The organism is Citrobacter amalonaticus (assembly GCF_018252635.1).
Classification (GTDB): Bacteria; Pseudomonadota; Gammaproteobacteria; order Enterobacterales; family Enterobacteriaceae; genus Citrobacter_A; species Citrobacter_A amalonaticus_E.
This window is the reverse complement of sequence record NZ_JAGTXM010000004.1, coordinates 123,247-147,488: the sequence shown is the minus strand read 5'-3', so window position 1 is coordinate 147,488 and position 24,242 is coordinate 123,247. Positions and strand designations below refer to the sequence as shown.

Annotated in this window: 24 protein-coding genes; 10 read left to right on the top strand and 14 right to left on the bottom strand. The window is 54.2% G+C overall.

What is annotated here, in order from left to right:
- Positions 1-136: 136 nt before the first annotated feature.
- Positions 137-1,510, top strand: a complete 1,374-nt coding sequence (locus KE671_RS13455; RefSeq protein ID WP_206163356.1) for an MFS transporter — start codon at positions 137-139, stop codon at positions 1,508-1,510.
- Between the two features lie 44 nt (positions 1,511-1,554).
- Here the strand turns inward: KE671_RS13455 and htpX are convergent, their stop codons facing one another.
- The 4 genes from htpX to KE671_RS13435 form a co-directional block, all read right to left on the bottom strand.
- Positions 1,555-2,436 (bottom strand): protease HtpX, encoded by an 882-nt coding sequence (htpX, locus tag KE671_RS13450; RefSeq protein ID WP_206163355.1) that lies wholly within the window; start codon positions 2,434-2,436, stop codon positions 1,555-1,557.
- A gap of 193 nt (positions 2,437-2,629) precedes the next feature.
- On the bottom strand, positions 2,630-4,678 hold the full coding sequence (gene prc, locus KE671_RS13445; protein ID WP_206163354.1) for a carboxy terminal-processing peptidase: 2,049 nt from the start codon (positions 4,676-4,678) through the stop codon (positions 2,630-2,632).
- Positions 4,679-4,697: 19 nt separating this feature from the next.
- Positions 4,698-5,384, bottom strand: coding sequence for an RNA chaperone ProQ (proQ, locus tag KE671_RS13440; RefSeq protein WP_043000397.1), 687 nt, complete (start codon positions 5,382-5,384; stop codon positions 4,698-4,700).
- A 97-nt stretch (positions 5,385-5,481) separates the two neighbouring features.
- Entirely contained in the window at positions 5,482-5,979 is a 498-nt protein-coding gene (locus KE671_RS13435) for a GAF domain-containing protein (protein WP_206163353.1), read from the bottom strand.
- A 130-nt stretch (positions 5,980-6,109) separates the two neighbouring features.
- Between KE671_RS13435 and yebS the strand changes: the two genes are divergently transcribed.
- The 5 genes from yebS (at position 6,110) to KE671_RS13410 (ending at position 12,155) form a co-directional block, all read left to right on the top strand.
- Positions 6,110-7,393 carry a paraquat-inducible protein A gene (gene yebS, locus KE671_RS13430; protein ID WP_206163352.1) on the top strand — a complete coding sequence of 428 codons (1,284 nt, stop codon included), beginning with the start codon at positions 6,110-6,112 and terminating at the stop codon, positions 7,391-7,393.
- Positions 7,362-9,995, top strand: coding sequence for a PqiB family protein (locus KE671_RS13425; RefSeq protein ID WP_206163351.1), 2,634 nt, complete (start codon positions 7,362-7,364; stop codon positions 9,993-9,995). The genes yebS and KE671_RS13425 overlap by 32 nt, the downstream gene beginning before the upstream one ends.
- 77 nt (positions 9,996-10,072) lie before the next feature.
- The gene (gene rsmF, locus KE671_RS13420) at positions 10,073-11,512 is read left to right on the top strand and encodes a 16S rRNA (cytosine(1407)-C(5))-methyltransferase RsmF (protein WP_206163350.1); all 1,440 of its coding nucleotides are present in this window, start codon (positions 10,073-10,075) and stop codon (positions 11,510-11,512) included.
- 113 nt (positions 11,513-11,625) lie between these two features.
- The gene (locus KE671_RS13415; RefSeq protein WP_167382411.1) at positions 11,626-11,862 is read left to right on the top strand and encodes a YebV family protein; all 237 of its coding nucleotides are present in this window, start codon (positions 11,626-11,628) and stop codon (positions 11,860-11,862) included.
- A 101-nt stretch (positions 11,863-11,963) separates the two neighbouring features.
- Positions 11,964-12,155, top strand: a complete 192-nt coding sequence (locus tag KE671_RS13410) for a YebW family protein (RefSeq protein WP_043000391.1) — start codon at positions 11,964-11,966, stop codon at positions 12,153-12,155.
- On the opposite strand, the gene pphA is transcribed toward KE671_RS13410, so the two are convergent.
- From pphA to yobA, 4 genes are all read right to left on the bottom strand, one after another.
- A complete protein-coding gene (pphA, locus tag KE671_RS13405; protein WP_206163349.1) occupies positions 12,156-12,818 on the bottom strand; it encodes a protein-serine/threonine phosphatase in 663 nt (220 codons plus the stop codon).
- A 409-nt stretch (positions 12,819-13,227) separates the two neighbouring features.
- Complete coding sequence (locus KE671_RS13400; RefSeq protein WP_206163348.1) at positions 13,228-13,566, bottom strand: YebY family protein; 339 nt, start codon at positions 13,564-13,566, stop codon at positions 13,228-13,230.
- Between the two features lie 16 nt (positions 13,567-13,582).
- On the bottom strand, positions 13,583-14,455 hold the full coding sequence (copD, locus tag KE671_RS13395; RefSeq protein WP_206163347.1) for a copper homeostasis membrane protein CopD: 873 nt from the start codon (positions 14,453-14,455) through the stop codon (positions 13,583-13,585).
- A 2-nt stretch (positions 14,456-14,457) separates the two neighbouring features.
- Complete coding sequence (gene yobA / locus KE671_RS13390; protein WP_206163346.1) at positions 14,458-14,832, bottom strand: CopC domain-containing protein YobA; 375 nt, start codon at positions 14,830-14,832, stop codon at positions 14,458-14,460.
- 137 nt (positions 14,833-14,969) lie between these two features.
- Between yobA and KE671_RS13385 the strand changes: the two genes are divergently transcribed.
- From KE671_RS13385 to exoX, 3 genes are all read left to right on the top strand, one after another.
- Complete coding sequence (locus KE671_RS13385) at positions 14,970-15,200, top strand: DNA polymerase III subunit theta (RefSeq protein WP_042318454.1); 231 nt, start codon at positions 14,970-14,972, stop codon at positions 15,198-15,200.
- Between the two features lie 109 nt (positions 15,201-15,309).
- Entirely contained in the window at positions 15,310-15,966 is a 657-nt protein-coding gene (locus tag KE671_RS13380) for a carbon-nitrogen hydrolase family protein (protein WP_206163345.1), read from the top strand.
- 23 nt (positions 15,967-15,989) lie between these two features.
- Positions 15,990-16,652: an exodeoxyribonuclease X gene (gene exoX / locus KE671_RS13375; RefSeq protein ID WP_206163344.1), complete on the top strand. Its 663-nt coding sequence runs from the start codon at positions 15,990-15,992 to the stop codon at positions 16,650-16,652.
- Here exoX and ptrB read toward each other — a convergent pair.
- The 4 genes from ptrB to yebG all read right to left on the bottom strand — a co-directional run bounded on the left by ptrB (position 16,634) and on the right by yebG (position 20,268).
- On the bottom strand, positions 16,634-18,709 hold the full coding sequence (ptrB, locus tag KE671_RS13370) for an oligopeptidase B (RefSeq protein ID WP_206163343.1): 2,076 nt from the start codon (positions 18,707-18,709) through the stop codon (positions 16,634-16,636). The genes exoX and ptrB overlap by 19 nt on opposite strands.
- Positions 18,710-18,796: 87 nt before the next feature.
- Complete coding sequence (locus KE671_RS13365; RefSeq protein WP_206163342.1) at positions 18,797-19,456, bottom strand: tellurite resistance TerB family protein; 660 nt, start codon at positions 19,454-19,456, stop codon at positions 18,797-18,799.
- A 94-nt stretch (positions 19,457-19,550) separates the two neighbouring features.
- A complete protein-coding gene (gene yebF, locus KE671_RS13360; protein WP_206163341.1) occupies positions 19,551-19,904 on the bottom strand; it encodes a protein YebF in 354 nt (117 codons plus the stop codon).
- A gap of 73 nt (positions 19,905-19,977) precedes the next feature.
- Positions 19,978-20,268 (bottom strand): DNA damage-inducible protein YebG, encoded by a 291-nt coding sequence (gene yebG, locus KE671_RS13355; protein WP_206163340.1) that lies wholly within the window; start codon positions 20,266-20,268, stop codon positions 19,978-19,980.
- A 131-nt stretch (positions 20,269-20,399) separates the two neighbouring features.
- On the opposite strand from yebG, the gene purT reads away from it, so the two are divergent.
- The gene (purT, locus tag KE671_RS13350) at positions 20,400-21,578 is read left to right on the top strand and encodes a formate-dependent phosphoribosylglycinamide formyltransferase (RefSeq protein WP_206163339.1); all 1,179 of its coding nucleotides are present in this window, start codon (positions 20,400-20,402) and stop codon (positions 21,576-21,578) included.
- Between the two features lie 105 nt (positions 21,579-21,683).
- Here purT and kdgA read toward each other — a convergent pair whose 3' ends face one another.
- Positions 21,684-22,325, bottom strand: coding sequence for a bifunctional 4-hydroxy-2-oxoglutarate aldolase/2-dehydro-3-deoxy-phosphogluconate aldolase (kdgA, locus tag KE671_RS13345; RefSeq protein ID WP_042318438.1), 642 nt, complete (start codon positions 22,323-22,325; stop codon positions 21,684-21,686).
- 35 nt (positions 22,326-22,360) lie between these two features.
- Positions 22,361-24,172, bottom strand: a complete 1,812-nt coding sequence (edd, locus tag KE671_RS13340) for a phosphogluconate dehydratase (RefSeq protein WP_206163338.1) — start codon at positions 24,170-24,172, stop codon at positions 22,361-22,363.
- Positions 24,173-24,242: the final 70 nt, after the last annotated feature.

Here is a 24,242-nt window from a genome sequence, read left to right as displayed (position 1 = left end):
TTTTTTATTATAATTTCATGACCAGGCGCCCGCAATCCATCTTTGCTTACTTCGTTACAAATCTGCGAGATAAAGCCTGAATATCAATGCTAAAATCACAACCCTGATCATATTCTTCGCAGAAACTATCAATCACATGAATAACTCCCAGGCCGACGGCCTGCCGCTTCCACAACGATATGGTGCTATTTTAACCATCGTTATAGGTATTTCGATGGCCGTACTGGACGGCGCCATTGCCAACGTGGCGCTCCCCACCATCGCCGCCGATTTGCACGCTTCAGCCGCCAGCTCAATCTGGGTTGTTAACGCCTATCAGATTGCCATTGTCGTCTCGTTACTATCGCTGTCGTTTCTGGGCGATATGTTTGGCTATCGCCGCATCTACAAATGCGGACTGGTAGTTTTTTTGCTGGCCTCACTGTTTTGCGCACTTGCGGACTCGCTACAGATGTTGACGATGGCGCGCGTCGTTCAGGGGTTTGGCGGCGCAGCGCTAATGAGCGTCAACACGGCGTTGATTCGTCTGATTTATCCTCAGCACCACCTGGGACGAGGAATGGGGATAAACTCCTTTATCGTCGCCGTCTCCGCTGCCGCCGGCCCAACCATTGCCGCAGCGATCCTCTCGATTTCCTCCTGGAAGTGGCTGTTTCTGATCAATGTGCCGTTAGGAATCATTGCGTTGATGCTGGCAATACGCTTTCTTCCGCCCAATGGCTCACGCAGCAATAAACCGCGTTTTGATATCCCCAGCGCCGTGATGAACGCGCTAACGTTTGGTCTGCTGATCACGGCACTGAGCGGTTTCGCACAGGGACAGTCCCTGACGCTGATCGGTGCTGAACTGGTGGCGCTGGTCGTCGTGGGCTACTTTTTTATCCGCCGTCAGCTCGCACTACCGGTACCGTTATTGCCGATCGACCTGCTGCGTATTCCCCTTTTCTCACTATCGATAGGCACATCCATCTGCTCTTTTTGCGCACAGATGCTGGCGATGGTCTCCCTCCCCTTCTATCTGCAAACGGTACTCGGACGCAGCGAAGTGGAAACCGGTTTGCTGCTCACACCCTGGCCATTGGCGACCATGGTCATGGCCCCGCTGGCCGGGTATCTGATTGAACGCGTTCATGCCGGTTTGCTGGGAGCGCTGGGCCTGCTGGTGATGGCAAGTGGGTTGTTTGCCCTGGTGTGGCTTCCTGTCGTGCCGTCCGATCTGAATATCATCTGGCCAATGATCCTCTGCGGTGCCGGGTTTGGTTTATTTCAGTCTCCCAATAACCACACGATCATCAGCTCAGCGCCACGCGAACGCAGCGGCGGCGCCAGCGGCATGCTGGGAACCGCTCGTCTGCTCGGACAAAGCTCAGGCGCGGCGCTGGTCGCGCTGCTGTTGAACCAGTTTGGGGATAACGGCACGCATGTTTCTCTGCTGGCGGCAGGAATTCTGGCGACCGTGGCCGCGGTGGTGAGCGCTCTGCGCATCACACAGCCTCGGGCGCAGGCGTAAAAAAAGCGCGTCCATGGACGCGCTTTCTCTTCTTGCCGGCAGGCTTACTTCAGGTATTCCCCACTGCGCAGCGCTTCGATACGTTTATCCAGCGGCGGGTGAGTCATAAACAGTTCGCTCAGCGATTTACCTTTACCATTAATGCAGAAGGCCATCATGCTGGATGCTTCCTGCGGTTCATAGCTGGTTTTCAGACGCTGCAACGCAGCAATCATCTTTTCACGACCAACCAGTTTGGCGGATCCCGCATCGGCGTGGAATTCACGGTGACGAGAGAACCACATGGTAATAATGCTCGCCAGGATGCCGAAGACCAGCTCAAGTACCATTGCGACCGCAAAATAGATCATCGGATTGCCATTGCTCCCTTCACCTTCATCACGGTTGCCACCGAGAAAACCGGCAGCGATCTGCGCCAGAATACGCGAGATGAAGATAACAAAGGTGTTCACAACCCCCTGAATCAGCGTCATGGTAACCATGTCACCGTTCGCAATATGGCTGATTTCATGGGCAATAACGGCCTCAGCTTCATCCGGGCTCATGTTTTGCAGCAAACCGGTGCTGACTGCAACCAGAGACGCATCACGGCGCGCCCCGGTAGCAAAGGCGTTAATGTCCGGCGCATGGTAGATAGCGACCTGCGGCATGGCGATACCGGCCTGACGCGCCTGCGTGGCGACCGTATTCACCAACCAGCGCTCTCTTTCGTTACGCGGTTGCTCGATCACTTCCCCACCGACGGAGCGTAACGCCATCCATTTGGACATCAGCAGTGAAACGAAGGAACCACCAAAACCGAACAGCAGCGCCATAATCATCAGGCCCTGAACGCTGCTCGACTGAATCCCTGTCAGGCTCAGCACCAGCCCGAAAACGACCATGACGGCCAGGTTCGTCAACAGGAAAAGCGCGATTCGCATCATAATTTTCTTTTAACCTCAACTTAACAAAACGCACTATGCGATTACCCACATCGTATGGGTCGTACCGCTATTTTCAAGCATCCATGCCCGGTAAGTCACCAGAAAGACACAACTTTACATTTTTCTGCACCAGGCTGACGACTTCCTGCGCTTGTTAAAAAAAACAGGCACAATTTCTTGTGCCTGTTTGAAGTTACTTCGTCGCGGTGGGTTGTTCCGCGGGCTTCGCTTTCTCAAGCGTCGCCAGATCCAGCGCAATCTTCACCGTTTCATCAAGATACGGATCCGGTTCCTGGTAATCTTTTGGCAGGTCGTCCAGTTTCTTCAGAACCGGTTTTCCTTCTCGTTTAAACCGGTCATTGATTCTCGCCAGGCGCAACGCATCATCTTCGTTATTCTCTTTTTCACGCTGCGCGTAGTTCAGAGACGCGATGTTACGTTTGTCTTTCATCGCATTGAAACGGGCGATATCCTTCATGATGTACTGGAACTCTGGATCCTGCGCGATACGCGCGTTGTGATCTTTGAGGAGTTCAGGACCGAACGGCGTCAGATCGTTTGATTTCACATACGTCGCGGCATCAATGCTATCCCAAGGCAACGCGTTATCTTCAAACTTTTCACCGGTTTCAGTCTCTTCATTCCCTGTCGGCATGATGATATCCGGCGTGACGCCCTTACGCTGAGTACTGCCGCCGTTTACACGATAGAACTTCTGGATCGTGTACTGGACGGAACCCAGTGCAGGCCATTCAGGACGCAGCATCTGATCGTAAATACGGTTTAACGAACGATATTGCTGCACGGTGCCTTTACCGAAGGTCGGCTCACCGACGATCAGCGCACGACCGTAATCCTGCATGGCCGCGGCGAAAATTTCCGATGCCGATGCACTGAAGCGATCGACCAGCACCACCAGCGGGCCCTTGTAATAAACAACGCCGTCAGTATCGCTGTCCTCACGGACTTTACCGTTATTGTCGCGAACCTGAACCACCGGACCGGAAGGAATAAACAGACCGGACAGCGAAACCGCTTCCGTTAACGCCCCGCCGCCGTTCGTTCGCAGATCGATGACGATACTGCTGACATTCTGTTTTTCCAGTTTCTGCAACTGAACTTTGACATCGTCAGTCAGACCAACGTAGAAACCCGGGATATCCAGGACGCCGACTTTCTCTTTACCCACCGTCTTCACTGACATCTTAACGGCACGGTCTTCCAGACGAATGCGTTCACGTGTCAGTGTGACAATACGGGTTTTTGTTCCTTTGCCAGCAGGCAGAACTTCAAGACGAACCTTGCTGCCTTTTGGCCCTTTAATGAGCGCTACGACGTCATCCAGGCGCCAGCCGATCACATCTACCATGCTCTTACCGGTCTGCCCCACGCCGACAATGCGATCGCCGACGCTAATCGCCTTGCTCTTCGCCGCTGGTCCGCCTGCCACCATGGAGTTGATGACCGTATAGTCATCATCCATTTGCAACACGGCGCCAATCCCTTCAAGGGACAGGCTCATCTCGGTATTAAACTGCTCAGTATTGCGTGGTGAGAGATAGTTGGTATGCGGATCAATTTCGCGGGCAAACGCCGTCATCGCCAGTGAAAAAACGTCTTCACTGTTGGTTTGCGTCAGACGACGGATGGCGGATTTATAACGACGCGTGAGCGTCTCGCGAATTTCTTTATCGTCTTTGCCGGTTAGTTTCAGACTTAACTCATCGAACTTCACCTTGCCGTCCCACAGCGCATTCAGCTCAGCCTCATCTTTCGGCCAGGGCGCTTTGCTGCGATCAAGATTGAAGGTGTCAGTCCCGGTGAAGTCCATCGGACGTTCCAGCACTTTCAGTGCGTACTGAAAACGCTCGAAGCGGCGTTTTTGCGCAAGATTATAGAGATCGTAAAAAACGTCGAGCTTACCCGAACGCAATTCATCACCCAGTTGCCCTTTCTTCTTCGCAAACTGTTCGACATCGCCCGCCAACAGCACATTGTGGCTGTAGTCGAGTAAATTCAGATAGCGGTCGAAAATTTTGGCGGAAAAGGCCGAATCGAGATCGAACTGACGGTAGTGAGAACGCGTAAAACGCGACGTGACGCGTTCACTCACCGTCGCGTGCTGTGTCTCTTCCTTAAGGACAGGAATCTGATCGGCACGCGTAATGTCGTCCACTGCGAAGGTCTGGCCTGCTATTGCAAGCAGGCCAGCTAACGCGGTAAGCCTAAAAAATGTGTTCATGCCAGGCCTGGCCTCCGTTTCAGAACACCAGGTGTTCTGCGCGTACAATCAAAGACATACCCGAATTCAGCTGTACACGGACGCCATCTTTGGTGATTTCTAATACGGTGGCATCCATCGCATCGTTGCCCGCTTTCACCTTCAGAGACTGTCCAACGCTCAGCGCTGAAATATCCGAAACCGGAGTCAATTTCTCTTCACGAGGTGCGCGTGGTGCTTTCGCGGCTGGTTTTTCAGCACGCGGTTTACGCTCAGTCGCTTCTTTGCGGCGTGGTGCAGGACGCGGCTTACGTTCACGGCGCGGTGCGTCTTCCGTTTCTCCCGCAGCGGCGGCAGCTTCGCGTTTTTTCGCTTGCTGTTCTGCACGCTGCGCCTGAACGCGAGCTTTCGCTTCTTCAAGCTGCTTACGCGCATGTTCAACGTGCTGCTCATCCAGCTCACCGCACGGGTTGCCGTCGAGATCGACACGCGTTGCGCCCGGCTTAACGCCGTACAGGTAACGCCAGCTTGAAGTATAAAGACGTAAAGCGGAACGAAGTTGCGTTTTGCTGAGGTTCATTTCGCCCTCAATACGCTCTACCAGATCCTGAAAAATGCCAATTTTCAGTGGGCGCGCTTCGCCTTCCGCACTAAAACACTGCGGAAAACGCTCGGCCAAAAACGCGATGACTTCTTTACTGCTATTCAACTTAGGTTGATTTTCCATGAAATTTCCTGATTACAACGGACGTAGCCAACAAGCAGCAGGCATGAACAGGCGACATTATAATGACGCCATCAGTAATTGCTACGTTATCCGTTGATTATCCTGCGACGCTCGCAAAGAATTTTTTGTAATCCGTCATTGCAAGCACGGTTTCAAGCTGAGCGACGAGTCGGCGAAGCCCCTCTTCATCCTCAGCGGTGAAGCGCCCAAACGCCGTACTGTCGATGTCCAACACGCCAAGAATATGACCATTGACGGTTAATGGCAGAACAATCTCCGCATTACTGGCCGCATCGCAGGCGATATGACCATCAAAGGCGTGAACATCGTCAATCCGCTGCACCTGGTTGTTGGCAACAGCGGTGCCGCACACGCCACGTCCCACCGGGATCCGCACACAGGCAATTTTGCCCTGAAACGGACCTAATACCAGCGTATCGCCCTCAAGCAGGTAAAACCCTGCCCAGTTAACTTGCGAAAGACGTTCGTACAACAGTGCGCTGGTATTCGCCAGCGTGGCCAGAAAACTGGTCTCTCCTGCCATTAATGCCTGAAAATCGCGGTTCAGCTCCGCGTATAGCTCTGTCTTGTTCATTATATAATCACTTAGTTGTCTTACTCTGATACTGCCAGCCTATTAAAATAAGCATTAAATGCGTTAATGCTCAAGATCATTCCCGTCATGAGTTAAGATTACATAATTCTAACACTTTGATTCGCGATACATGGCTCTCAAGACACCCCAGATCACGCCAACGAAAAAGATAGCGATCCGATCCATCAGCGAAGCACTGCCTCGTGCGCACTATCAGCGCTGCCCTCAGTGCGACCTGCTGTTTAGTCTGCCGAAGATGCGTTCACACCAGAGCGCGTATTGTCCCCGCTGCCAGGCGAAAATTCGCGATGGCCGTGACTGGTCGCTGACGCGTCTGGGAGCAATGGCGGTCACCATGCTGTTGCTGATGCCCTTCGCCTGGGGCGAGCCGCTGCTGCACATCTATCTGCTGGGCATCCGTATCGATGCCAACGTGATGCAGGGGATTTGGCAGATGACAAAGCAAGGCGATCCCATTACCGCGGCGATGGTACTGTTTTGCGTCGCGGGCGCGCCGCTTATCCTCGTTACCGCGATTGCGTACCTGTGGTTCGGCAATATTCTCGGGATGAATTTGCGCCCGGTACTGCTGATGCTGGAAAGGCTCAAAGAGTGGGTGATGCTGGACATCTATCTGGTGGGCATCGGCGTGGCGTCGATCAAAGTTCAGGATTACGCCTTTTTGCAGCCCGGCGTGGGGCTTTACGCGTTTATTGCGCTGGTGATTCTGAGCATCCTGACGCTGTCGCACCTGAACATCGAACAACTGTGGGAACGTTTTTATCCGCAGCGACCGGCAAAGCGCCCGGATGAGCAGTTGCGCGTTTGTCTTGGCTGTCATTTTACCGGCTACCCGGATCCGCGAGGCCGCTGCCCGCGTTGCCATATCCCCTTACGCGAGCGCCGAAACCAGAGTATTCAAAAATGCTGGGCGGCGTTGTTGGCATCGATTGTTTTGCTGCTGCCTGCTAACCTGTTGCCTATCTCGGTAATCTACGTGAACGGCGGTCGGCAGGAAGATACGATCATGTCTGGTATCCTGTCGCTGGCAAACAGCAATGTCGCCGTGGCCGCCGTAGTTTTTATTGCCAGTATTCTGGTGCCATTCACCAAAGTGATCGTCATGTTTACGCTGCTGCTCAGCATTCAGTTCAAGTGCGAACAGGGTTTACGCACGCGGATGCAACTCTTGCGCCTGGTCACGTGGATCGGTCGCTGGTCGATGCTGGATCTTTTCGTTATCGCTTTAACCATGTCGCTGATTAACCGCGACCAGATTCTTGCTTTTACTATGGGACCGGCTGCGTTTTATTTCGGCTCAGCGGTCATTTTGACTATTCTTGCAGTGGAATGGCTGGACAGCCGCTTACTTTGGGATGCACATGAGTCAGGAAACGCCCGCTTCGCAGACTGAAGCGCAGATTAAAACAAAACGCCGTATCTCACCATTCTGGCTACTCCCGCTGATTGCATTACTGATTGCGGGATGGCTGATATGGAACAGCTATGAAGATCGTGGAAACACGGTGACCATCGACTTCATGTCTGCGGATGGTATTGTCCCCGGCCGCACACCTGTTCGCTATCAGGGCGTTGAGGTGGGTACCGTTCAGGACATCCGCCTGAGCAAGGATTTGCGCAAAATTGAGGTGCGGGTCAGCATTAAATCCGACATGAAAGACGCCCTGCGCGAAGAGACGCAGTTCTGGCTGGTGACGCCTAAAGCGTCGCTCGCGGGTGTCTCTGGCCTTGATGCGCTGGTTGGCGGTAATTATATCGGCATGATGCCCGGTAAAGGTAAAGAACAAGATCATTTCGTCGCCCTCGACACCCAACCAAAATATCGACTGGATAACGGCGATCTGATGATTCATCTTAATGCGCCCGATTTGGGATCGCTGAACAGCGGTTCGCTGGTCTATTTCCGCAAGATCCCGGTCGGTAAAGTTTACGATTACAGCATTAACCCGAACAAACAGGGCGTCACCATCGACGTGCTGGTTGAACGCCGCTTTACCAGTCTGGTGAAGAAAGGCAGTCGCTTCTGGAATGTTTCAGGGGTCAACGCCGATATCAGCCTGAGCGGGGCGAAGGTTAAGCTGGAGAGTCTGGCCGCGCTAGTAAACGGAGCCATCGCCTTTGACTCTCCGGAGGACTCAAAGATCGCGGATCAGGATGATACCTTTGGCCTGTACGCCGACCTGGCGCACAGCCAGCGCGGTGTTATTGTTAAGCTCGAATTGCCCAGCGGCGAAGGGCTGCAAGCAAATACCACACCGCTGATGTATCAGGGTCTGGAAGTAGGTGAGCTCACCAAACTGACTTTACAGCCTGGCGGTAAAGTCACCGGTGAAATGACCGTTGACCCCAGCGTTGTGACGCTGTTACGAGACGGCACGCGCATTGAACTTCGCAGTCCCAAACTCTCGCTAAGTGATGCCAACATCAGTTCGTTGCTGACGGGCAAAACCTTTGAACTGGTACCCGGCACCGGTGAACCGCGCAGCGAATTCGTGGTTGTCCCCGGAGAAAAAGCGCTGCTCCACGAACCGGATGTCCTGACCTTTACGCTGACCGCGCCTGAAAGCTACGGCATCGATGCGGGCCAACCGTTGATCCTTCACGGTGTGCAGGTCGGCCAGGTAATTGAGCGCAAGCTGACCAGCAAAGGTGTCGAGTTTACTGCGGCAGTCGATCCGCAACATCGTGACCTGGTGCAGGGTGACAGTAAATTTGTGGTCAACAGCCGTGTGGATGTCAAAGTCGGTCTGGATGGCGTTGAGTTCCTTGGGGCCAGCGCCAGCGAATGGATCAGCGGCGGTATTCGCATATTACCAGGCAGTAAAGGGGAAATGAAGTCCAGCTATCCGCTGTACGCCAACCTCGAAAAAGCGGTCGAGAATAGCTTAAGCGATCTGCCAACCACCACCCTGAGTTTGCGTGCGGAAACGCTGCCTGACGTACAGGCGGGTTCCGTGGTGCTGTATCGTAAATTTGAGGTGGGCGAAGTGATCACTGTCCGCCCACGCGCAGATGCCTTTGATATCGATCTGCACATCAAGCCGGAGTACCGCAACCTGCTCACCAGCAACAGCGTCTTTTGGGCTGAAGGCGGGGCGAAAGTGCAACTCAACGGCAGCGGTCTGACCGTGCAGGCCTCTCCCCTCTCGCGCGCGCTGAAAGGGGCTATCAGCTTTGATAACCTCAGCGGTGCCAGCGCCAGCCAGCGCAAAGGCGACAAGCGCATTTTGTATGCCTCCGAAACCGCCGCACGTGCGGTGGGAGGGCAAATTACCCTTCACGCCTTTGATGCCGGGAAACTGGCGGCCGGGATGCCCATCCGCTACCTCGGTATTGATATCGGACAGATTCAGACGCTTGAACTGCTCACTTCACGCAACGAGGTACAAGCGAAAGCGGTACTGTATCCGGAATATGTGCAGACGTTCGCACGGGGCGGGACGCGTTTCTCCGTGATTACGCCGCAAATTTCTGCCGCCGGCGTGGAGCATCTCGACACGATCTTACAACCCTATATCAACGTTGAACCGGGTCGGGGTAATCCGCGCCGCGACTTTGAACTGCAGGAAGCGACCATTACCGACTCCCGCTACCTTGACGGGCTGAGTATTGTGCTCGAAGTCCCGGAAGCGGGATCGCTGGCGATCGGTACGCCTGTGTTGTTCCGTGGGATTGAAGTTGGTACTGTCACCGGCATGACGCTCGGCACACTGTCCGACCGCGTGATGATCGCCTTACGCATCAGTCAACGCTACCAGCACCTGGTCCGCAACAACTCCGTCTTCTGGCTTGCGTCCGGATACAGTCTGGACTTTGGCCTGACTGGCGGCGTGGTGAAGACCGGTACCTTTAATCAGTTCATTCGCGGCGGCATTGCCTTCGCCACGCCGCCTGGCACCCCGCTGGCGCCGAAAGCGCAGGCGGGTAAACACTTTCTGTTACTGGAAAGTGAGCCAAAAGAGTGGCGTGAGTGGGGCACGGCGCTGCCACGTTAATATCAGGCGCCGGCGTGCTCGCGCCGGCGCCTTTATGCTACACTGCGTGCTTGTTTTTCTGCCGGTGGTACTCCCCCGTGACCCAACACGCTGTTTATTTTCCTGACGCCTTTTTGAAGCAAATGCGCGAAGCGATGCCTGCGCATCTCTCTTTTGACGATTTTCTCGCCGCCTGCCAGCGACCGTTACGCCGCAGTATTCGCGTTAATACGCTTAAGATTTCGGTGGCCGATTTTCTCACTTTAACGGCCCCGTATGGCTGGTCGTTGACGCCCGTTCCGTGGTGCGAAGAAGGTTTCTGGATTGAGCGCGATGATGAAGATACGCTGCCGCTCGGCAGTACCGCCGAGCATCTGAGCGGTCTGTTTTATATTCAGGAAGCCAGTTCCATGCTGCCGGTTACCGCCCTGTTTGCCGACGATAACTCACCATGCCGCGTGATGGACGTTGCCGCCGCGCCAGGCTCAAAAACCACGCAGATCGCGGCACGCATGAATAATCAGGGCGCGATCCTCGCGAACGAATACTCCGCCAGTCGGGTGAAAGTGCTGCATGCCAATATCAGTCGCTGCGGGATCAATAACGTAGCGTTGACCCATTTTGACGGCCGCGTGTTCGGTGCGGCACTGCCGGAAATGTTCGACGCTATTTTGCTTGATGCGCCCTGCTCAGGTGAAGGGGTGGTACGTAAAGATCCGGATGCGCTGAAAAACTGGTCCGTTGAAAGCAATCTTGAGATTGCCGCAACCCAGCGCGAACTGATCGAAAGTGCGTTTCACGCCCTGCGCCCCGGCGGTACGCTGGTCTATTCAACCTGTACGTTGAATCGCGAAGAAAACGAATCGGTGCTGGCCTGGCTGAAGGAGACCTGGCCCGAGGCGGTGGAGTTTTTACCGTTAGACAGTCTTTTTCCTGAGGCAAATCAGGCGCTGACGGCAGAAGGTTTCCTGCATGTCTTCCCGCAGATTTATGATTGCGAAGGATTCTTCGTCGCCCGCCTGCGTAAAACGGCATCTATTCCCGCGCTGCCCGTACCGAAATACAAAGTGGGCAACTTTCCTTTTACCCCTGTCAACGGTCGCAACGCCGCGAGTATAGGCCAGGCGGCTAACGCCCTCGGCCTGTACTGGGGTGAAAACCTGCACCTCTGGCAGCGTGACAAAGAGGTCTGGCTTTTCCCGGCAGAGATTGAACCGCTGATCGGCAAAGTCCGTTTCTCTCGCCTCGGCATTAAGCTGGCTGAAATCCATAACAAAGGTTATCGCTGGCAGCACGAAGCGGTCATCGCGCTGGCTGATGTGAATCATCGCGGTGCGTTTGAACTGTCGCGCCAGGAAGCCGAAGAGTGGTATCGCGGTCGCGATGTTTACCCGCAGACCGTACCCGCTACCGACGATGTGCTGGTGACCTTCCAGCATCAGCCGATTGGACTTGCCAAACGGATCGGCTCGCGTCTGAAAAACAGTTATCCGCGTGAACTGGTTCGTGATGGGAAATTGTTTACCGGTAACGTCTGAAAGCGGAAAATTTGCGCATTTTTTACTGGCGCTTTTGCCTGCGTTGACTACGCTGAAAAATGGACGGCCTAACTGGTCGTACCACAATTAGCGAATCAACGGAGAGCACGATGATGAAAACCAGTGTGCGCATTGGCGCCTTTGAAATTGACGATGCCGAGTTACACGGCGAGTCCCCGGGAGACCGAACGTTAACCATTCCGTGTAAATCCGATCCGGATTTATGCATGCAACTGGATGCCTGGGACGATGAGACCAGCATTCCAGCCCTCCTCAACGGAGAACATTCGGTCCTCTTCCGCAACCATTACGATCGTAAGTCCGATGCCTGGATCATGCGTCTTGCCTGATTCAAAAAGAACCCGTCTGACGGCGGGTTATTTATTTCCCCCTTCCCGCTTGCGTTAATTCCTCCTACACTTTTGTTACGGCTGTACAAAATGAGGATAGGATGTTCGCACTGGTTCTGTTTGTCTGTTATCTGGATGGCGGTTGCGAAGATATCGTGGTGGATGTTTACGATACGGAGCGACAGTGCCTGTATTATATGGACGATCAGCGGATTCGTCAGGGCGGCTGTTTTCCGGTTGAGGATTTTATCGATGGTTTCTGGGCGCCCGCGCAGCAATACAGCGACTTTTAATTACTGCAGTTGTACCAGCGTTAGTTCACCGCCGAATACCGCTCCCGTATCGATGTAGTGCAGATTTTCGCTGTCAACGCGTTGGCGCAGCGGCGTATGACCAAACCAGAAATGATCAGCGCCGGTGATGGCGCTCCCTTCTCCCGCAAGATGCGCACTCAGGCGCGCGCGTCGCCACAACACCTCCGTCAGGTTAACCGGCTTTTGCCACTGGTAAACGTCTTCCGGGTAATCGGCGTGAGCGACCACATGCGTCGCCTCACGACAATGCAGCTCCATGATCCACGGCAAATGGTGACAATATTCCAGTGCAAGCGTTGCCTGATGCCGTTTGTGCTCAGGCAACGCCGTAAACCAGCCGCCGCCATTCATCGTCCACAACGACCACTGTGACGTACGCAGCGCCTCTAACGCCATCTGTTCATGATTTCCTCTGACGGCCACCATCCAGCGTTTATGCAGCAGCTGCAGACAGCGCAAGCTGTCAGGACCACGATCGATGAGATCGCCCACCGAGACCAGTAAATCCTGCCAGGGATCAAAGTGACAGGCCCGCAACTTTGCCATCAGCAGCGCAAAACAGCCGTGGATATCCCCGACGACCCAGATATGCCGCCACTGCGCCCCTTCGATCATTTGGTAGCTTTTTTCAGGCTGTTTCATGAGCATCTTTGCCCTCAATCACGCCCTAACACAAATTTAACAATAGCAGCAAAAAACGCTGGACGTTTATGCCCGGGTGTGGGTATGGTTTACTCAGAAGGATAAGTGCAAGACGCCATTAGGCTCAGGAAAAGCACCCGTTCTACAGATAAAAAGAGACCGAATACGATTCCTGTATTCGGTCCAGGGAAATGGCTCTTGGGAGAGAGCCGTGCGCTAAAAGTTGGCATTAATGCAGGCTAAGTCGCCTTGCCTTTTAAGAATAGATGACGACGCCAGGTTTTCCAGTCCACGGCTTATGCGGCTGGAAAAAAACGGCGATGGTCACTGACGGAAATGTCAAAACCGCAAAACCTTTTTCAGAAGGTTTGCGGTTTTTTATTGGAAATCAGAAAGATACTTTTGGCAACTAACAGAGCTTTTCCGCTCGTTCGATAAACGGTGCCAGGCTCATTTTTTCACCCGGTTTTGCCGGATCGTCAATCTGAATCACCGACAGGGGTTGTGCATTGGTTTTGCCGCTTGCCACCTGCTCTTGTGCAACATCGTTCAACGGATACTGAACAAGCGTGCTGGGGTTAATCACATACAGTGCGTGTCCGGGCCGACAGGTCAGCATCACCTCTTCACGATTGAACGCCCACTTATCTTTACCGATTTCAAAACGGCTCACGGTGATAACCTGCGGTGCCGCCAGCGCAACCCCTGAACTGGTCAGAAGCAGCAAAGAGAGAATCATTTTTTTCATGAATTTTGCCTGTCCTTCAGAACGGTTCCAGCGTCGCAAACACGCTGACAATTACCAGCACGACGGCGCCAAGCCCCCATTCGATCTTCGTCATCCAAATAAAATACCGATTGATGCGTCGACTATCCTGCCGCATTCGTGGTACGAGAAGATACCGATTCGCCAGTGCGATTGCCACCATTAGCAGGACGAGTGCACATTTTAGCAAAAGCAACTGCCCCCATGCGGTCTGCCACTGCAGTGAAAAGCCCTGGATAAACAGCACATTGGCGATACCGGAGAGCAATACCCCCGCCACGGCAAGATGACCATAGCGGGAAAAGCGCATCATGGTATAAACCGCCTGCTGTTGCCAGCGTCCTTTTGCCATGTGCATGCAGTAAAGCACCGGAAGCAGTCCCCCAAACCAGGCCGCGGCACAAATCAGATGTAGCGCCTGGTTTGTCTGCTGCAGCGCACCGGTAACCCCCGAGTGCAATGTGGCATGCCCAACTCCTGTCAACAGCGCAAACTGCGCGAGGGTTAAGAGCAGCAACAGCCGCGCTAAATTACGCGGCACAATCAGCGCGGCAACCAGCGTCACCAGCGCCAGAACGATCTGCCAGAGCCACACCCCGCCAAACTGGGTTTGTAATACTGCAACCCAGACCGGCACAGAGATAACATCCTGCCAGCCGGAGCCCATGAGCCCGCCCTGGATCGCCATCATCAATAGCGCACTCAGAAAACTCCACCACGCGGCATGCTGTTGCAGACCCAGAAATCGTCGGTTCATCAGACGGCGGATAGAGAGCGGTGCCAGCCAAGCGCCGTAAAGCGCAGAGCCAAACACCAGCATCAGGGCGGTAAAATGGATGAAGCGGAGTGTAACCCAGGTCAGCGTCAGCATGTTTATTTCACGCTAAAAGTGTACTGTCCTTTGGTTTTGTGTCCATCAACGGAAACCACGTGCCAGTTCACCGTGTATTGACCCGGTTTCAGGGTTTCATCGAGCGGAACGATTAACTGTTTCTTATCCTGTTCATTACGCTTTGCCGGACGGGTTTTGATTCCCTCTTGTTTTGGACCGGTAATCGTCGCCCCGCTGAATCCGGGCTCGATACCTTCAGAAAAATTGAGCGTCAGCGCCTGCGGCGCAGCGGTCACCTCGGCATCTGCCGCCGGATACTGATGTGTCAGATGCGCATGCGCCCACACGGTTGGGGTTGCCAGAACGGAAGCCAAAAAAAGAAGTGTACAGCGGAAAGTACGTGCAGGAGAGACCATATCAACTATTCCCTTTTGTAATGCCTTATCCTGAGAGGATAACCTCCTATAATGTTCACGTCGACAATCTTCAATTGCGACTTGCCATTATGATCGACTCTTAGTAACTTTTGCGCGCAGAACTGAAGGAGAAGCCCATGCACAAAAATCTGGCTCAGCTTGAACAGGCTGAAATGGACAAAGTAAACGTTGATCTGGCCGCCGCCGGCGTCGCGTTTAAAGAGCGTTACAATATGCCCGTGGTCGCCGAAGTGGTAGAGCGTGAACAGCCTGCTCATCTGCGTGACTGGTTTCGCGAACGTCTGATCGCACACCGTCTGGCGTCCGTTTCGTTGTCACGCTTGCCGTATGAGCCCAAGCCTAAATAATATCTTTGATGTAAAGTTACATATCCTTACATATTGCCTGCTACAGTATAAGTACATTCTTATTCTACTATTTAAGGATGATTGTAGACACTATGAAAAGGAAATCATTATGTCACCCTGGAAAATAGCTGCTGCACAGTATGAACCACTAAAAACATCTCTTCGCGAACATATCGCTCATCACCTGAATTTTATTAACGCAGCAGCCCGACAGCAGTGTGAACTGTTGGTGTTCCCCTCCCTCTCTCTACTCGGCTGCATGGACGAATCACAGTCGCTACCTGCGCCGCCGGATATCAGTCTGCTACAGCCGCTCTCTCAGGCCGCCCATGCGCACCGTATGACGATCATTGCCGGTCTTCCGGTCGAGCATAACAACCGCTTTGTCAAAGGGATTGCCGTCTTTGTCCCGGGGATGGCCGTACCGCGCATGTTTCATCAAAGCCACGGCGCGTGTCTGTGTGAGGATCTGAAAACGATCAACGTGGTGGATGCACAGCCGGAGGGCGTCGATATGGATCCGACGTGTTCTTTGTTCACCAGCAGTCAATGCGTCAGTGAACCCGAGTTATTAACCTCAACGTCGCGTTTACAGCGCTTCTCGCATCAATTCTCGATTGCCGTACTGATGGCTAACGCGCGGGGAAGTAGCGCATTATGGGATGAAAATGGGCAATTAATTGTTCGCGCCGACCGCGGTTCACTCTTATTAACGGGGCAACGCACAGCGCAGGGTTGGCAAGGTGATATCATTCCATTACGCTAAGCGTTTTCGGTCAGGAGTTTTACATGCTGCGCATCATCGATACTGAGACCTGTGGCCTGCAGGGCGGGATTGTAGAGATCGCTTCTGTCGACGTGGTTGACGGTAAGATCGTGAACCCTGTGAGCCACCTGGTGCGCCCTGACCGACCGATCACACCGCAGGCCATGGCGATTCATCGTATTACTGAAGCGATGGTAGCGGATAAACCGTGGATTGAAGAGGTCATCCCCCACTATTACGGCAGCAAATGGTATGTGGCACACAATGCCAGCTTTGACCGTCGTGTGCTGCCAGACATGCCTGGCGAGTGGATTTGCACCATGAAACTTTCCCGTCGCCTCTGGCCTGGCATCAAGTACAGCAATATGGCGCTCTACAAATCACGTAAACTGAACGTGCAAACGCCTGCAGGACTGCATCACCACCGGGCGCTCTATGACTGTTATATCACCGCCGCGCTGCTCATCGATATTATGAATACCTCCGGCTGGACGGCGGAGCAGATGGTCGACATCACCGGACGACCGGGTCTGCTGACCACGTTTACTTTCGGCAAGTATCGCGGCAAAGCCGTTTCAGATATCGCGGAGCGCGATCCGGGCTATCTGCGCTGGCTGTTTAACAACCTCGACAGCATGAGCCCGGAATTGCGTTTAACCCTCAAACACTATCTGGATGACGCCTGAACCGCGCCGTCACCGGGCAATGTTCCCTGTGCCAGCCCAATCAGAAAAGCGAATTCCAGCGCCACGCCTTCCCAGGATTTATAACGGCCTGATTTTCCGCCGTGTCCGGAATCCATATCCGTGCACAGCAACAGCAGATGGTCATCGGTTTTCAGTTCACGCAGTTTCGCCACCCATTTTGCCGGTTCCCAGTACTGGACCTGCGAATCATGCAGCCCGGTGGTGACCAACAGATGCGGATAAGCCTGTGCCCTGACGTTATCGTACGGGCTGTAGCTTTTCATATAGGCGTAATACTGCGGATCTTTCGGATTCCCCCACTCTTCAAACTCCCCGGTCGTCAGGGGAATCGACTCATCCAGCATCGTCGTCACCACATCAACAAACGGCACCTGAGCAATCACGCCATGAAAGCGTTCGGGACGCTCGTTGATCGCCACGCCCATCAGCATTCCACCCGCGCTACCGCCCATGCCATAACAGAGAGAGGGCGAGCCGTAGCCCTGGGCAATCAGCGCATCGCAGGCATCGAGATAGTCATTGAAGGTGTTGCGCTTTTTCAGGAACTTACCGTCTTCATACCACTGCTGTCCCAGTTCGCCTCCGCCTCGCACGTGGACGATGGCATAGACGAATCCACGATCCAGCAGGCTTAAACGACTGCTGCTGAAGTCGGCATCCATACTGGCGCCATAGGAACCGTAACCGTAAACCAGCAGCGGATTTTGCCCTTTGCGAAAATGCTTCTGATGATAAACGAGTGAGACCGGCACCTCGACGCCATCACGCGCGGTGATCCACAGGTGTTCGCTGCGATAATTGGCGGCGTCAAATCCCGGAACCTCCGTCTGTTTAATCACCCGGCGCTCGCCGGTGTCCATGTCCAGTTCAAACAGCGTGTCCGGCGTGGTCATCGAGGAGTAGCCATAACGCAGGCGTGAGGTTTCCGGTTCCGGATTATAAGCAAGCCAGGTGACATAGGCCGGATCGTCAAAGGCGATCCCCACCACCTCGCGAGTTTTACGATTGATCTGCCGCAGGCTGGTTAAGCCACGCTGACGCTCTTCCACCACCAGCCAGTCGGTAAAGAGCGTAAACCCTTCCAGCATGATCGCTTCACGGGCCGGGATCAGCGTTTCCCACTGTTTCTCATCGCGCACACGGGTGCGATAAAGACCAAAATTTTTACCCTCGCGGTTCGAACGCAGATAAAACTTATGTTGATAGTGATCGAGGCTGTATTCGTGGTCCTTGCGACGCGGCAGGAAGATGAACGGTTCAGCATCAGCCAGTTCAGCGTCCAGCAGTAAAACCTCGCTGGTCGTCGCGCTGGCCAAATGTATGACGATGTAATGTTGCGATGTCGTTTTGTGCAGGCTGACGTAGAAGGTGTCGTCTTTTTCTTCGTAAATCAGTTCGTCCTGTGTCGACGGGGTGCCGACAGTGTGCCGCCAGACCTGCCAGGGCAGTAGCGTCGTCGCATGTTTACGAACGTAGTAAAACGTCAGAGAATCATTTGCCCAGACAAATTCGGGAGCCACGTTATCCAGCATCTCCGGATACCAGTTATCGTTTTGCAGATTGCGAAAACGGATCCCGTACTGACGACGCGAAAGATAATCTTCCGCCAGTGCCATAATGGTGTTATCCGGCGTTATCGCCAGTCCCCCCAGAGTGTAGAACTCGCTGTGCGCCGCCCGTTTGTTGCCATCAAGCAGCGTTTCCCAGTCATCCCATTCCTCACTCAGCGCAGACTGGCGCTGATAAATGGCGTACTCGCATCCGGGTTCATAGAGATGGCGATAGCGATACCCGTTCTTCACCCAGGGTGCTGAGGTATCACGAGGCGGAATACGATCGATAATTTCTTTCAGTACACGGTCCTGCAACGCCTGTTGCGTGGACATTACCTGATGTCCGTAGTGGTTTTCCTGTTTCAGGTACGCCAGCACATCCGGTTGCGAACGGGTGTCGTCCCGCAGCCAGTAGTAATTATCGATGCGAGTGTCGCCATGGAGAGTCATGGCGCGGGGAATGCGATTGGCTTTCGGCAGCATGTCGTTGTTCTTTCGTCTTTATACATCCTCTAAGGGTGGCAAAACTGACGAATGATGCAAGCGAAACATGCCGCCGGAGGTTGTTTGCTACTCGGGTAACGCCTGTTTTTGCTGTTGCAGATCCTGCTCAATGCCGTCACGGACATCCTGCGGGATCTTCAGCGCATCACCCAACGCGTTCAGGTAGCTGCGTTCCATAAAGTGGTCGATATCAATGGCCGCGCAACTGAGGAAATAAATTTCCAGCGCCTCTTCTTCGTTGCGTATCCCCTGCGCCAGGCGCTGCGGATCCAGCGGTTGTTCAATCGCCTGCTCAATGAGCGCACGCCCTTGCTCTTCAACACCCGCTTCACGCAGTTGCCGATCGATTGCCGCCCGCTCTTTGGCGTCGATATGACCGTCACTTTTTGCCGCGAAGACCAGCGCCAGGATCAGCCTTTCGGTGCGCACATCCAGCGGCGTGCTTTGCGCGCCAAACTGCGGTTCATCCTGATGCGCCGCGCGAACTTTATCCTTGTACTTGTTCCACAGCACCGTGCCTGCTACCGCGCCACCGCCGACCAGTAATGCACTGGTGCCGTATTTGCTGAGCAGTTTACGGGAGGATTTACTGGCGACCAGTAGCCCTGCCAGACCACCCAGTGCGCCGGGTACCAGCAGCTTACTTAATCCCTGTTCACCTGAAGAAGAGGAGGACGATCCGTTTTGCCCGAGAAGAGAGTGTAATTGATTAAGCCAGTTAGCCATTTTATCCCTCAAGTACTGACAATGAATTTTCAAAGCGTACCCGAGGGGATGTCAGGAAATGTCTGCCGGCGCTAAAGATGCGCAAATATTCGCGCTATTGCGAATGATATTCCGCCGTACCGGCCTTACAGTCGACCTTCACCTGATAATGAATATCTGCACTTTTCCCGCGCACGGTCAGCGGCACCGTCCATTTCCCGTCCTGTCCGGTCATCTCTTTCGGATTGACCCAGGCTACCGGGTCAGCTTGCCCTACCCGTTTTTGATCGTCAGCCCAGCGCACCACGCGATTTTGCTGATAATCACGTTTCACACTTGCGGCAACACCTGCCGCATCGAGGCCATCACAATTGGGGAATTTGACGGTTTTACTGTCAGTGTCCGCCGCCGACACCGACAGACTGGCGCCTAATAACAGCAGGCTGATTAACGCACCTTTTCTTTTCATACTTTTCCTTTACCTGATAGCACATTGATTCAGGAAAAAGCATGGTACAAAACGTCAGGAGCGCAAGTCAGATTCAGGCCGCCTGCGTATCGTCCCCGACAGAGGCGTCATTCTCAACCACCTGCGGAGAAGGCAACTTACCGGTTTTGAGGATGGTGCTCAGCACCTCTTTTTGTTCTGCCAGCCACAGCGACAGCGCTTCACGCTGTTCGTCTTCCAGCGCTAACGGAGACTGTTCAAGCCAGGTATCGAGCAGATCCGCCGTATCCAGCATCTTGTCATACGCATCGGCTTCCTTTTTGCTGGTAAATGACATTTTTTCCTCACCTTCCCGAATGACTACGTATTTAACTTCAACCGCCATATTGCAGCCTCTTAATATTACTGTAATTATGTACAGTATATTCTATTTCTCCGCTGAAATCAACCTGGCAATAAAGACAGACGCAAACGTTTTCGTATATACTGCGGCCAAATTTGTTGGGGGATATTTTCATGACGGTATTAGGCACAGCGCTGCGTCCGGCAGCGACTCGGGTGATGTTATTGGGTTCAGGTGAACTGGGTAAAGAAGTGGCCATCGAGTGCCAGCGTCTCGGCGTGGAAGTGATCGCGGTTGACCGATATGCCGACGCACCGGCCATGCATGTCGCACATCGTTCTCACGTCATTAATATGCTGGATGGCGACGCGCTACGCCGCATAGTAGCGCTGGAAAAACCGCACTATATCGTGCCGGAAATTGAAGCCATTGCCACGGATACGCTGGTAACGCTGGAACAAGAAGGGTTGAACGTCGTACCCTGCGCACGCGCGACAAAGCTGACGATGAACCGTGAAGGCATCCGCCGTCTGGCGGCAGAAGAACTGGCGCTGCCCACGTCGACTTTCCGTTTTGCCGACAGTGAAGCCACCTTCCGCGACGCCGTGGCTGAAATGGGTTATCCCTGCATTGTCAAACCGGTGATGAGTTCGTCCGGCAAGGGGCAGAGTTTTATTCGTTCCGAATCGCAACTGGCGCAAGCCTGGGACTACGCCCAACAGGGCGGTCGTGCGGGCGCCGGTCGGGTCATCGTCGAAGGGGTCGTCAAGTTCGATTTTGAAATCACCCTGCTCACCGTCAGCGCCGTTGATGGCGTTCATTTCTGCGCGCCGGTGGGGCATCGCCAGGAAGATGGCGATTATCGTGAATCCTGGCAGCCACAACAGATGAGCGCGCTGGCGCTGGAACGCGCCCAGGAGATTGCCCGAAAAGTGGTGTTAGCCCTGGGCGGCTACGGGTTGTTTGGCGTGGAACTGTTTGTTTGTGGGGATGAGGTCATCTTCAGCGAGGTCTCCCCTCGCCCACATGATACCGGCATGGTGACGCTGATCTCTCAGGATCTGTCAGAGTTTGCCCTACACGTGCGCGCTTTCCTCGGATTGCCTGTTGGCGCCATTCGTCAGTATGGTCCGGCAGCCTCTGCCGTGATTCTACCGAAACTGACCAGTCAGGACGTGACGTTTGGCAATGTCCAGGCCGCCGTCGGTGCCGGTTTGCAGGTCCGTTTCTTCGGTAAACCGGAAATTGATGGATCGCGTCGTCTGGGTGTGGCGCTGGCAACGGCTGACAACGTTGATGAAGCGGTTGAACGCGCGAAGAACGCCGCCGCGCAGGTGCAAGTGACAGGTTAAACAACAGCAGCCGTAGGCCGGATAAGGCAGTCATGCCACCATCCGGCAAAGCCCGATAATGGCACGAACGCGTCTTATCGGGCCTACGGTTTATACATTGATAGCTTACTGTTTCGCGCCTTCAACTGCTTCGCGAGCCAGTTTAGTGATGCGATCGTAGTCACCCGCTTCCAGCGCGTCATTCGGCACCAGCCAGGAACCGCCGATGCACAGCACGCTTTTCAGAGCCAGGTAATCACGGTAGTTGGCAGGCGAGATACCGCCCGTCGGGCAGAAACGCACCTGAGAGAACGGACCGGCAATGGCCTGCAATGCTTTGGTACCGCCATTCGCTTCTGCCGGGAAGAATTTAAACTCTTTCAGCCCGTAGTCCATGCCCAGCATCAGTTCAGAAACGGTGCTGATGCCAGGAATCAGCGGGATCGTGCCTTCAGTTGCTGCTTTCAGCAGCGGCTCGGTCAGACCCGGGCTGATAGCAAACTGCGCACCGGCAGCAGTGACCTCGGCCAGTTGCTGCGGATTCAGCACTGTACCGGCACCCACAATGGCTTCCGGGACTTCTTTGGCGATTGCACGGATAGCATCCATCGCGCAAGCGGTACGTAAAGTCACTTCCAGTACGCGCACCCCACCCGCAACCAGCGCTTTTGCCATCGGCACCGCGTGTTCCAGTTTATTCACTACGATCACCGGGACAACCGGGCCGGTGGTCAGGATTGCTTCTGCACTTGTTTTCCAGTTTTTCATCAGAGTTTTTCTCTCGCCTGATTACAGTAGATGCCTTAAAAATCGATACAGGTTGCGCCCTGTTCTGCGCCGGACAATTTCTCACGCAGCGCGCTGAACATTTCACGCCCCGTTCCAATACGCGATGCGCTCATATCCGGAATGTGTGGCTGACGAGCGGCAAGCTCCACCTCATCCACCAGCAGCGTCAATTCACCTGTCTGTCCGTTTACCCGAATAATGTCGCCATCGCGCACTTTTGCCAGCAGGCCGCCATCATAGGCCTCCGGGGTTACATGGATGGCTGAAGGTACTTTACCGGACGCACCGGAAAGTCGACCATCAGTAACCAACGCAATTTTGAAACGACGGTCCAATAATACACCAAGTGGCGGCATGAGTTTATGTAATTCTGGCATTCCGTTCGCTTTTGGTCCCTGATGACGCACAACCACCACGCAATCACGGTCCAGTAAACCCGCTTCAAAGGCCGGTAAGACATCATGCTGACTTTCAAAAACAACCGCTGGCGCTTCAATCACCTGATTCTCGACCGGTACGGCGGATGTTTTCATGACCGCACGACCCAGGTTGCCACTCAACACTTTGGTGCCGCCATGGTGAGAGAACGGCTGATCGAAGGAGGCAATCACATTGCTATCCAGCGATTTAACCGCACCTTCACGCCAGTCGAGTTCGCCATTGTTCAGCCACGGCTCCAGGGTATATCGCTTCAGACCGAAACCGGCCACGGTGTTGACATCTTCATGCAGCAGACCCGCATTCAACAGCTCGCGCATCAGGACCGGGACGCCGCCCGCAGCCTGGAAGTGGTTAATATCCGCCGGGCCGTTAGGATAGAGACGCGCCATCAGCGGCACGATGTCGGAAAGGTCAGAGAAGTCATCCCAGTTAATCTGGATACCTGCAGCGCGCGCCATCGCCACCAGGTGCATGGTATGGTTTGTTGAACCGCCGGTCGCCAACAGCGCGACAATCCCGTTCACCACCACTTTCTCATCAATCATTTTACCGATCGGCATCCACTCGTTGCCGTTACCGGTCAGGCGCGTCACCTGGCGCGCCGCCGCCGCCGTCAACGCTTCACGCAGTGGTGCATCCGGGTGAACAAACGAGGAGCCTGGCAGTTGCATCCCCATGAACTCTATCACCATCTGGTTGGTATTCGCGGTACCGTAAAATGTGCAGGTACCCGGCGCATGATAAGAGGCCGCTTCGGATTCCAACAATGCCATACGGTCAACTTTACCTTCGGCATAAAGCTGACGAATGCGGACTTTCTCTTTGTTCGCCAGGCCGCTCGCCATCGGACCTGACGGCACGAAGATGGAAGGCAAGTGACCAAATGACAGTGCCGCCATCGCCAGACCCGGGACGATTTTGTCACAGACGCCAAGGAACAGCGCGCCATCGAACATGTTGTGTGAAAGTCCTACCGCGGCCGACATGGCGATCACTTCGCGGCTCAGCAGCGAAAGCTCCATGCCATCCTGCCCCTGCGTCACACCGTCACACATCGCCGGAACGCCACCCGCGACCTGTCCGACCGCGTTGGCCTGGTGCAGCGCTTTACGAATAATATCCGGGTAATGTTCGTAGGGTTGATGTGCGGAGAGCATATCGTTGTAGGAGGTGATGATCGCGATATTGTTACGCAACATGCTTTTCAGAGAGGCTTTATCGTCTGGCTGACAGGCAGCGAATCCGTGCGCCAGATTCCCGCAGGCCAGTTGTGAGCGGTGAACGGTCGAGGATTTCGCCTGTTCTATACGAGCGAGGTAGGCAGAACGGGTCTCACGGGAACGTTCAACAATACGTTGTGTTACGCGTAACAAATTCGGATTCATAGAGGCTCCTGAAATTTATCTGTCAGAGCTACTGGTTTGGCAAGTTCATTTACTATGGTTATAAACACAG